This window comes from Nonomuraea zeae (assembly GCF_005889725.1).
Lineage (GTDB): Bacteria > Actinomycetota > Actinomycetes > Streptosporangiales > Streptosporangiaceae > Nonomuraea > Nonomuraea zeae.
The window spans coordinates 1-9830 of record NZ_VCKX01000397.1; the positions used below are offsets into that span (position 1 = coordinate 1).

General features: G+C 72.4%; 6 protein-coding genes and 1 pseudogene. 5 read left to right on the forward strand and 2 right to left on the reverse strand.

All coding sequences use genetic code 11. From position 1 onward, the window contains the following. On the reverse strand, nucleotides 1-785 hold a 785-nt coding region (locus tag ETD85_RS56250; RefSeq protein WP_138698047.1), incomplete at its 3' end, for a serine/threonine-protein kinase. 95 nt (nucleotides 786-880) lie between these two features. Between ETD85_RS56250 and ETD85_RS56255 the strand changes: the two genes are divergently transcribed. The 5 genes from ETD85_RS56255 (at nucleotide 881) to scpA (ending at nucleotide 8756) form a co-directional block, all read left to right on the forward strand. After that, nucleotides 881-2746: a CASTOR/POLLUX-related putative ion channel gene (locus ETD85_RS56255; RefSeq protein ID WP_138698048.1), complete on the forward strand. Its 1866-nt coding sequence runs from the start codon at nucleotides 881-883 to the stop codon at nucleotides 2744-2746. A 102-nt stretch (nucleotides 2747-2848) separates the two neighbouring features. Next, nucleotides 2849-3787 (forward strand): S-methyl-5-thioribose-1-phosphate isomerase, encoded by a 939-nt coding sequence (mtnA, locus tag ETD85_RS56260; protein WP_138698049.1) that lies wholly within the window; start codon nucleotides 2849-2851, stop codon nucleotides 3785-3787. A gap of 92 nt (nucleotides 3788-3879) precedes the next feature. Then, nucleotides 3880-4644 (forward strand): peptidoglycan recognition protein family protein, encoded by a 765-nt coding sequence (locus ETD85_RS56265; protein WP_138698050.1) that lies wholly within the window; start codon nucleotides 3880-3882, stop codon nucleotides 4642-4644. Nucleotides 4645-4845: 201 nt separating this feature from the next. Further along, entirely contained in the window at nucleotides 4846-6600 is a 1755-nt protein-coding gene (locus ETD85_RS56270; RefSeq protein ID WP_138698051.1) for a methylmalonyl-CoA mutase subunit beta, read from the forward strand. Further along, complete coding sequence (scpA, locus tag ETD85_RS56275) at nucleotides 6597-8756, forward strand: methylmalonyl-CoA mutase (protein ID WP_138698052.1); 2160 nt, start codon at nucleotides 6597-6599, stop codon at nucleotides 8754-8756. The genes ETD85_RS56270 and scpA overlap by 4 nt, the downstream gene beginning before the upstream one ends. On the opposite strand, the pseudogene ETD85_RS64075 reads toward scpA, so the two are convergent. Beyond that, nucleotides 8750-9830: pseudogene (locus ETD85_RS64075) on the reverse strand (hypothetical protein); the annotation flags it as partial. The gene scpA and the pseudogene ETD85_RS64075 overlap by 7 nt on opposite strands.

The window sequence follows — 9830 nt, forward strand, 5'->3', positions numbered from 1 at the left end:
GGGCCCACGAGGGAGACCATGAGCTGCTGTGCCGTCGGGCGGCGCGCGGGATCCTTGTCCAGGCAGGCCGCGATCGGCCCGCGCAGCCGTGGCGGCAGCGCCGACAGGTCCGGCTCGGCGTGCAGCACCCGGTGCAGCACGGCCGGTACGGTGTCCGCCCCGAACGGGCTCGTTCCCGTGGCCGCGTACAGCATCGACGCCGCCCAGGCGAAGACGTCGGAGGCGGGCGCCGCGGGCATGCCGCTGATCTGCTCGGGCGCCAGGTAGGCCGGCGTGCCGATCAGCCCCGACGTCATCGTCGCCGCCCCCTCGGCCCTGGCGATGCCGAAGTCCACAACCCTGGGCCCGTCGGGACCGAGCAGCACGTTGGCCGGCTTGAAGTCGCGGTGCACGATCCCGGCCGCGTGGATGGCCGCCAGCGCGGTGGCCGTGCCGACCATCAGCCGTTCGAGCTCGCCGCCGCGCAGCGGGCCGCGCTCGCGCACCCGGTCGGCCACCGACGGGCCGTCCACGAACTCGCTGACCACGAACGGCCTGGGCCCGCCGGTCGAGACGTCGAGCACGCGCGCCGTGCAGAAGGACGCGACGCCCTCCAGCGCCTCCAGCTCGCGCGCCAGCCGCGCCCGCGTCTGCTTGTCACCCGCGCTGAGCAGCTTGATCGCGACCGGCTCGCCGGAGGGGGCGTGCGCGAGGTAGACCACGCCCTGCCCGCCCTCGCCGAGCCGGCCCGCCAGGCGGAAGCCGCCCAGCGCTGCCGGATCGTCTGGTGTCAGGGGGATCACCATGGCCGATACGTTACCGGTCGCGCTGCGGAAGCCAAGATCCACCGGTACCTTGTGTCGTCGGGTCAAATCACTCCTTACACGGAGGTATCGGGGAAGTGTCGAAGGTCACGTTCCGCGAAAGAATGCGGTACTGGTTCGACAACACCATGTCCAAGGGGACGGCGTCGCTGATCGGGTGGCTGGCGCTGGTTTCGGTCGGGTTGATCGTGGTGGTGGCGGCGCTCACGCTCTGGCTCGCGCCTGACGAACCGGAAGGCGTGACGGGGGCCGGGCACGTGCTGTGGGTGGCGCTCATGCACGCCCTCACCCCCAGCAAGGTCGCCAGCGACAAGGGCTCGACCGCTTACATGGCGGTGATGTTCGCCGGGTCGCTCGGCGGGCTCTTCATCGTCAGCATGCTCGTCGGCCTGCTGTCCAACGGGCTGAAGCAGAAGGTGGACCGCCTGCGCAGGGGACGCTCGCGGATCGTGGAGTCCGGTCACACGGTGGTGCTGGGCTGGTCTGACCAGGTGTTCACGATCGTGGCCGAGCTGGCCAAGGCGCATGCCAGCCAGAAGGGCTCGGTGATCGCCGTACTGGCCGATCATGACAAGCTGGCGATGGAGGAGGACCTGCGCGAGCACGTCGGCGACCTGGGCAGGACCCGGCTGGTGTGCCGTACGGGCCGCCCCACGGAGCCGCACGACCTCGCGCTGATGAACCTGGACTCCGCCAGGTCCGTCGTGGTGCTCTCGCCCGAGGGCGAGGACCCGGACGCGCACGTCATCAAGATCCTGCTGGCGCTGGCCAAGCGCGACGGCATCCACCCGCCGGTGGTCGCCAGCCTGGCCTCCAGCCGCAACATCGCCGCCGCCCGCCTGGCCGGCGGGGGCGAGGTGCACCTGGTCGACTCCGACGACACCGCCTCCAGGCTGATCGTGCAGTCCTCGCGCCAGTCCGGCATGTCCGTGGTCTGCATGGACCTGCTGAACTTCGACGGCGGCGAGATCTACCTGCGCACCCCCAAGAAGACCGTCGGCCTCACGTACGGCGAGGCGCTGCACGCCTACCAGACCGCCTCCGTGATCGGCCTGCGCAGGCCGTCCGGCGTGGTGCTGAACCCGCCCATGGACACCGTCGTCAAGGAGGACGACCAGGTCATCGTCATCGCGCACGACGACTCCCACGTCCGCCTGGCCGCCGGGAAGCCGTCCGTGGACGAGTCGGCCGTCGTCACGGCGGAGCGCCCGCCCACCGAGCCCGAGCGCACGCTGCTGCTCAACTGGAACGGCCGGGCCGAGCAGATCATCCGCTACCTCGACGGCTACGTGGCCCCCGGCTCGGTCCTGGAGGTGGCCGCCGACCACCCGAAGGCCGGCGCCGGCCTGGCGGGCCTGCGCAACCTCACCGTGAACGTCAAGGACTGCGACACCACCGACAGGTACGCGCTGGAGTCGCTCGGCGTCGGCCTCTTCCAGCACGTCATCGTGCTGTCCGACGACCGGTTCAAGCCGCACCACGCCGACACGCGCACGCTCATGACGCTGCTGCAGCTGCGCGACATGCAGAGCGCGCTCGGCGAGCACTACTCGATCGTCAGCGAGATGCACGACGAGAACAACCGGGCCCTGGCCGAGGTCACCGAGGCCGACGACATCGTGATCAGCGACACGGTCATCGGGCTGCTGCTGGCCCAGCTCGCCGAGAACAGGCACCTCGCCGACGTGTTCGGCTACCTCTTCGACTCCCGCGGCTCGGAGATCTACCCGCGGTCCGCGGCCCTGTACGTCAAGACCGGGACGAAGGTGACGTTCTCCACGGTCGTGGAGGCCGCCCGCCGGAGGGGCGAGACCGCCATCGGCTACCGCAGCGCCCAGGCGCGCAACGCGCCGCCGCACTACGGCATCGTCCTCAACCCCGCCAAGGCCGAGCCCATCGTCCTGCACGAGCAGGACTCGGTGATCGTCCTGGCGGAACGCTGATCCGCAGCCTCCAGCGCTGGAGCCTCTTGGAGAGGGGGCCCGGGAAAGAGGGCAGCGGAGAAGCAGGCGGAACGTTGCGCCGGGAACGATAGCGTTTGCCCCGTGAGGACCATTGACTGGGTCGACGGAGCCGTCGAGCTCGTGGACCAGACGCGGCTGCCCGGTGAGTGCGTGATGCTGCGCATCCACACCGTCAGCGAGCTGGTGGCGGCGATCCAGCGGCTGGCCGTGCGCGGCGCGCCCGCGCTCGGCGTGGCGGGGGCGCTCGGCGTGGTGCTGGCCGATGGCGACCCAGGGGAGATCGCCGCGCTGCGTGCCGCCAGGCCCACCGCCGTCAACCTGGCCTGGGGCGTCGACCAGGCCGCCGCGCACCAGGGGGCGGGCCGGGAGGCGGTGCTGGCCGCCGCGCTGCGCGTGCGCGACGACGACATCGCCGCCTGCCTGGCCATGGGCGAGCGCGGGGCCGACCTGCTCGAAGGCGACCGGCTGCGGATCATGACCGTCTGCAACACGGGCGGGCTCGCCGCCGTCGAACGCGGCACCGCGCTCGGCGTCGTCCAGACCCTGCACGAGCGCGGCCGGCTGGCCGAGGTGCTCGCGCTGGAGACCCGGCCGCTGCTCCAGGGCGCCAGGCTCACCACCTGGGAGCTGGCCAGGATGGGCGCGCCGCACCGCCTCATCGCCGACTCGGCGGGGCCGTACCTGCTGGCCAGGGGCGAGGTGGACGCGGTGCTCATCGGCGCCGACCGCATCGCCGCCAACGGCGACACCGCCAACAAGATCGGCTCGTACGCCCTCGCGCTCGGCGCGGAGCGCGCGGGCGTGCCGTTCGTGGTGGTCGCGCCCGAGTCCACGATCGACCAGCACACCCCGTCAGGCGAGCACATCGAGATCGAGGACCGGGGGGACGAGGAGATCGTCACCGTGCGCGGCGTGCGCGTGGCGCCCGAGGGGACACGCGCGCTGAACCCGGCTTTCGACGTGACGCCGCACGATCTGATCACCGCGATCGTTACCGACAAACGGGTCATCAGGCCCTAAGCCCTGCAAGCCCGAAAATCGTGATCCCCGGGACCTGGGCGCACCCGTCGCGTTACGCTCGGTCGTCATCATCACGACTCTCGGAGATCGCCATGGCCATCGACCTGGTGTTACGGCGCGACTGGAACGCCCGCCCGCCGCGCGGCGACTACACACAGCTCGACTCCACCAAGGGAGTGAAAGTCCACTACACCGGTGGCAAAGTCGACCCTGGCATCGTCTCCGACCACAACGGTTGCGTGGCCTTGGTCCAGTCCATCCAGGGTTACCACATGGACGACAACGGCTGGATCGACATCGGCTACTCGTACGTGGCGTGTCCGCATATGAAGGTGTTCGAGGGGCGCGGGCTGCACCACCTGCCCGCCGCGAACGGCCCGGGGCTGAACGCGGCCCACTACGCCGTGCTCGGCCTGGTGGGCAACTCGGGGCTCGTGCAACCGCCCGAGGGGCTCCTGCACGCGATCCTGGACGCCGTCCAGCACCTCCGCGAGCGCGGGCACGCGGGCAAGGAGATCAAGGGGCACCGCGACGGATACTCGACCGACTGCCCTGGTGAGCCGCTCTACGCCTGGGTCAAGCGGGGCGCGCCGCGTCCGACCCCGCCCGGGCCCGGTCCCGCGGCGCCGCCGTTCCCCGGGAGGCTGCTGAAATACCCGCCGGTGATGCGCGGCGATGACGTGCGCACGTGGCAGCGGCAGATGAGCAGCCGGGGCTGGGACCTGGAGGTGGACGGCGCGTACGGGGCCGGCTCGCGTGAGGTGTGCCGCCGGTTCCAGCGCCAGCAGGGCGTGGCGGACGACGGGATCGTGGGTCCCGTCACCTGGCGCCTGGCCTGGGAGGCGCCCGCCTCCTGACCTCACCCGCCCGAAGCCCGTCGGCGGGCTGCCTGGGGGCTCGGCCCTGGGCCCGGCTCAGCGAGACACCCCGCCTCCGGGGTGTCTCCGGGGCCGTTTCCCGAGGTCCGGCAGGACGGCGTCCGTGTCCTCCGCCCCGGCGCCCCGTCTGGGGCCCCCCGGGGTTACTGGCTTTGCGGCATTCCGCCTACTATCCGAGACATGGAACTGGCAGCGGGTTTCGCGTCCACCACCCGTGACGGCTGGCGGTCGCTGGCGGTCGAGGTCCTGCGCAAATCCGGCATCGAGGCGGCCTCGCCGGAAGAGGCGCTGTCCACCGAGACCTACGACGGCATGCCGATCGCGCCCCTCTACGACATGGACGACCTGCCCGGCGACCCCGGGAAGCCCGGTGCGGCGCCCTACGTGCGCGGTGCCGCGGCCGTCCCCGGATGGGACGTGCGGCAGCGGCACTCCGCGGCCGACCCCGAGGCGGTGCTGGCCGACCTGGAGAACGGCGTCACCTCGCTGTGGCTGGTCGTCGGCGAGGGCGCGATCCCGGTCGGCGAGCTCGGCGCGGTGCTCAAGGACGTCTACCTCGACCTGGCCCCGGTGGTGCTGGAGGCGGGAGCGCGGGCAGGAGAGGCGGCCGAGACCCTGCTCGGCCTGGCCGCCACCCGCGGCTTCGCGCCGGGCGGCAACCTCGGGGCCTCCGCCCTCGGGGGCGGCGACGGGCTGGAGCTGGCGCTCCGCTGCGTCGCGGACTTCCCCGGGCTGCGGGCCGTCACGGTGGACGCGACGCCGTACCACGACGCCGGCGGCAGCGACGCCGACGAGCTGGGCTGCTCGATCGCGCGGGGCGTCGCCGAGCTGCGGGCGCTCACCGGCGGCGGACTCTCAGTTGAGCAAGCGCTAGGCCAGATCGAGTTCCGGTACGCCGCCACCGCCGACCAGTTCGCCACCATCGCCAAGCTGCGCGCGGCTCGCCTGTTGTGGGCCAGGGTCGCCGAGGTGTGCGGGGCGGGCGAGCACGGCGGCCAGCGACAGCACGCGGTCACCAGCACGGCCATGATGACCGCCCGCGACCCGTGGGTGAACATGCTGCGCACCACCCTCGCCTGCTTCGCCGCCGGGGTCGGCGGGGCGCAGGCGGTCACCGTGCAGCCCTTCGACGCCTGCTACGGCCCGCCGGACGCCTTCGCGCGCCGCATCGCCCGCAACACCCAGGCGCTGCTGCTGGAGGAGTCGGGAATCGGCCGGGTGATCGACCCGGCCGGCGGCTCCTGGTACGTCGAGAGCCGCACCGCCGCCCTGGCCGAGCGCGCCTGGGCCTGGTTCCAGGAGATCGAGGCCGCCGGCGGCATCCCGGCAGAAGTCGGGCCGGTCGCCGAGCTGATCGCGGGCCGCCTCGCCGCCACCCGGGAGCGCCGCGCCCGCGACATCGCCCACCGGCGCTTCCCGATCACCGGCGTCAGCGAGTTCCCCAACCTGGACGAAAGACCGCTCCGCCCGCCGGTCCCGGCCGCCCGGAGCGGCGGGGGCGGCCTGCCGGAGGTGCGCTACGCCGAGGCGTTCGAGGCGCTGCGCGACCTCGCCGACGCGCAGCCCGAGCGGCCCAAGGTCTTCCTGGCCACCATCGGCCCCGTCGCCGCCCACACCGCCAGGGCCGCCTTCGCCGCGAACCTGTTCCAGTCGGGCGGCCTGGCCACCGAGAGCGCGGGCCCCGGCGCCGACCCCGAGCAGATCGCCACCGCCTTCGCCATGAGCGGCGCCTCCGTCGCCTGCCTGTGCTCGACCGACAAGCTCTACGCCCAGCACGCCGCCGCCGTGGCCACCGCGTTGCGGCGGGCGGGCGCGAAGCGGGTATGGCTGGCCGGCAAGGGGCAGTACGCCGGAGTGGACGCCAACCTGTACGCCGGCTGCGACGCCCTGGCCGTCCTCGGCACGACCTTCGACGACCTGGAGGTGACCCGATGATCCCGGACTTCTCCGGCATCCCGCTCAACGACGGACGGGCGGCCGAGGCCCCCGCACCGCCCGGCGGGCTCTCCGACGTCGGTGAGGTGTGGGAGACACCGGAAGGGATCGGGGTCAAGCCGCTCTACACGGCCGGCGACCTCGAAGGGCTCGACTTCCTGCGCACCTACCCCGGCGCCGCCCCCTTCCTGCGGGGCCCGTACCCGACCATGTACGTCAACCAGCCCTGGACCATCCGCCAGTACGCGGGCTTCTCCACGGCCGAGGACTCCAACGCCTTCTACCGGCGCAACCTCGCGGCCGGGCAGAAGGGCCTGTCGGTGGCCTTCGACCTGGCCACGCACCGGGGATACGACTCCGACCACCCCCGCGTGGCCGGCGACGTCGGCATGGCGGGGGTCGCGATCGACTCCATCTACGACATGCGGCAACTGTTCGACGGGATCCCGCTGGATCGCATGTCGGTGTCCATGACCATGAACGGCGCCGTCCTGCCCGTGCTCGCGCTCTACATCGTCGCGGCCGAGGAGCAGGGCGTCGAGCCCGCCGAGCTCGCGGGGACCATTCAGAACGACATTCTCAAAGAGTTCATGGTCCGCAACACGTATATCTATCCGCCGGCACCGTCGATGCGCATCATCTCGGACATTTTCGCGTACACGAGCGAGAAGATGCCGAAATTCAATTCGATCAGCATTTCCGGCTATCACATTCAGGAGGCCGGGGCGACGTGTGACCTGGAGCTGGCGTACACGCTCGCCGACGGGGTCGAATACCTGCGGGCCGGGGTCGCCGCCGGGATGGACGTCGACAGGTTCGCGCCGAGACTGTCGTTCTTCTGGTGCATCGGCATGAACTTCTTCATGGAGGTCGCCAAGCTCAGGGCCGCCCGGCTGCTGTGGGCGAAGCTCGTATCCGGCTTCCAGGCGAAAAATCCGAAGTCGCTGAGCCTTCGTACGCACAGCCAGACCTCCGGGTGGTCGCTGACGGCGCAGGACGTGTTCAACAACGTCGCCCGCACCTGCGTGGAGGCCATGGCCGCCACCCAGGGCCACACCCAGTCGCTGCACACCAACGCGCTGGACGAGGCGCTCGCGCTGCCCACCGACTTCTCCGCCCGCATCGCCCGCAACACCCAGCTCCTCCTGCAGCAGGAGTCCGGCACCACGCAGGTGATCGACCCGTGGGGCGGCTCCTACTACGTCGAGCGCCTCACCCACGACCTGGCCGAACGCGCCTGGGCGCACATCCAGGAGGTCGAGTCCGCCGGCGGCATGGCCAGGGCGATCGAGGCCGGCCTGCCCAAGCTGCGCATCGAGGAGGCGGCGGCCCGTACCCAGGCCAGGATCGACTCCGGCCGCCAGCCCGTCATCGGCGTGAACAAGTACCGCGCGAACGGCGACGAGGCCATCGAGGTGCTCAAGGTCGACAACAGCGCCGTACGCGCCCAGCAGCTCGCCAAGCTGGCCCGCCTCAGGGCCGAACGCGACGACGACGCCGTGCAGCGCGCGCTCGACGCGCTCACCAAGGCCGCCGACAACCCCACGCCCGGCCTGGAGCACAACCTGCTCAAGCTGGCCGTGGACGCCGCCAGGGCCAAGGCCACCGTGGGCGAGATCTCCGACGCGCTGGAGAGGGTGTTCGGCCGGCACGCCGAGCAGGTACGTACCATCTCTGGGGTGTATCGCGACGAATCAGGCCCGGCGGCCAACATCGAGCGCGCCCGCCGGGCCTGCGCCGACTTCGAGCGGGCCGAGGGCCGCCGCCCGCGCATCCTGGTCGCCAAGATGGGCCAGGACGGTCACGACCGCGGCCAGAAGGTGATCGCCACCGCGTTCGCCGACCTGGGCTTCGACGTGGACGTCGGCCCGCTGTTCCAGACGCCGGAAGAGGTCGCCAGGCAGGCGGTCGAGGCCGACGTGCACATCGTGGGCGTCTCCTCGCTGGCCGCCGGGCACCTCACGCTGGTGCCCGCGCTGCGCGAGGCGCTGGCCGCCCTCGACGCCGCGGACATCATGATCGTCGTCGGCGGCGTCATCCCGCCGGGCGACCACGACGAGCTGCGCGCCGCGGGCGCCGCGGCGATCTTCCCGCCGGGGACCGTGATCGCCGACGCCGCCCTGGGTCTCCTCGACGAGCTGCGCAGCCGTCAGTAGGTCCCGGCTTCGCACATCGGGACGGAGATGGCCCGTTGGAGTGTCATGGGGGAGGTGATCCGCAGCACGACGCTGTGGGCGCCGCCCGTGCTTTCGAGGGTCCGGGGCGCGGTCAGGTAGCGCTGGCCGTTCTCGGAGATGATCGCCGAGGCCCGGCCGGCGGACGTGCCGTCGATGACCCAGGTGTAGCTGAAGCTCACCGACTCGCCGGTCCGCTTGACCAGCGCCTGGAGCGTCACCTGGCCACCGGTCCAGCAGTCGCCGTTCTTGGTGCCGCCCGGCCGCACGTAGACGATCCTGAGCCCGTCTGCGGCGGGCGTCGTCTCACCGGTCGGCAGGGCGCTCGGCGTGCCGTCGCCCTGTGGGGTCGGCCTGGCCGTCCGGCTGCGCTTGGGGCGCGGCGTGTTGCTGGGCACGGCGGCGGAGGTGGTGGGCACGCCGGTCACGACGGCGACGTTCGTGGTCTTCGGGGTGGGCGTCGTGGGGGTCAGCCAGACGATGGCGGCGGCCAGGGCCAGCACGGAGACGCCGGAGACGGCCGCGATGAGCACCGTCTTCACCCGCCGCCGCACCGGTCTCGGGGCCGGTCCCTGCGGGACCTCCTGCCCGTCCCCGGCCGCGCCGCCGCCACCATCGGCGGCGGCACGCTCGGCACCTCCATAAGGCTCGCCCCCGTAGGGCTCACCTCCGTAAGGCTCACCCCTGTACGGGTCGCGCCCGTACGGTTCGCCCCCGTACGAGTCGCCCCCGTACGAGTCGCCCCCGTACGGCTCGTCCCTGAACGGCGCCGGCCGCTCGCCCGGATCCACCCGGCCCTGACCCCCGGCGGGCCCTGCGGCTGCTGCCTGCGGGGCCGTCCCGGCCTGCCCGGCCTGCCCGGGTCCCTGCCCGGGTCCCTGCGCGGGTTCGTGCCCGGACGAGGACTCGACGGGAGACGAGAGGTCGAACAGCGCCTGGAGCGGCGAGGTCGCCGGTCCGGCGCCGTCCGGCCCGGCCGGGTCCGGGCCCGGGTGCACCCCCTGAGCCAGGCCCTGCTGCCCGGCCGCCCCCTGCTGGTGCCCCACCGACGGATAC

Excerpts from the sequence above, each read along its gene's own strand:
- ETD85_RS56265 (WP_138698050.1), top strand. The coding sequence starts at position 3,880 with ATGGCCATCGACCTGGTGTTACGGCGCGACTGGAACGCCCGCCCGCCG.
- ETD85_RS56270 (WP_138698051.1), top strand. The coding sequence starts at position 4,846 with ATGGAACTGGCAGCGGGTTTCGCGTCCACCACCCGTGACGGCTGGCGG.
- scpA (WP_138698052.1), top strand. The coding sequence starts at position 6,597 with ATGATCCCGGACTTCTCCGGCATCCCGCTCAACGACGGACGGGCGGCC.